Source organism: Lipingzhangella rawalii, assembly GCF_031628175.1.
GTDB classification, from domain to species: Bacteria; Actinomycetota; Actinomycetes; order Streptosporangiales; family Streptosporangiaceae; genus Lipingzhangella_A; species Lipingzhangella_A rawalii.
This window is the reverse complement of record NZ_JAVLVT010000047.1, coordinates 1-481: the sequence shown is the minus strand read 5'-3', so window position 1 is coordinate 481 and position 481 is coordinate 1. Positions and strand designations below refer to the sequence as shown.

The window sequence follows — 481 nt, the reverse complement described above, 5'->3', positions numbered from 1 at the left end:
CGCCGGCCCATTCGGCGCCGTCAACCCATTGGACGCCCCATCCTGATTCACCGCACTCCCCCGAATCACGGCGAGAATGCGACGGCCCGCACGCTGGGCGTCCGACAGCCGTTCCAACAGCACCATGCCGCACCCCTCCCCCCATCCGGTGCCGTCGGCAGCCGCCGCGAAGGGTTTGCAGCGGCCGTCGGGGGCCAGACCACGCTGACGGGAAAACTCGGTGAACATCCCCGGCGTGGCCATCACCGTCACCCCACCGGCCAGCGCCATCGAACACTCTCCCGCCCGCAACGCCCGCACCGCCGCATGCACCGCCACCAACGACGACGAACACGCCGTATCCACCGTCACCGCCGGCCCCTCCAGGCCCAGGGTGTAGGCAACCCGACCCGAGACCACACTCGTCGGCGAACCGCTGATCACCAGGCCCTTGAGTTCTTGTGGAGCCTCCGCGAGTCGCGGTGTGTACTCGCTGGAGAAC

Annotated in this window: 1 protein-coding gene; it reads right to left on the bottom strand. The window is 69.2% G+C overall.

What is annotated here, in order from left to right; genetic code table 11:
- Nucleotides 1-481, bottom strand: a 481-nt coding sequence (locus RIF23_RS20700; RefSeq protein WP_310914313.1) for a polyketide synthase, incomplete at both ends; no start/stop codon positions are given.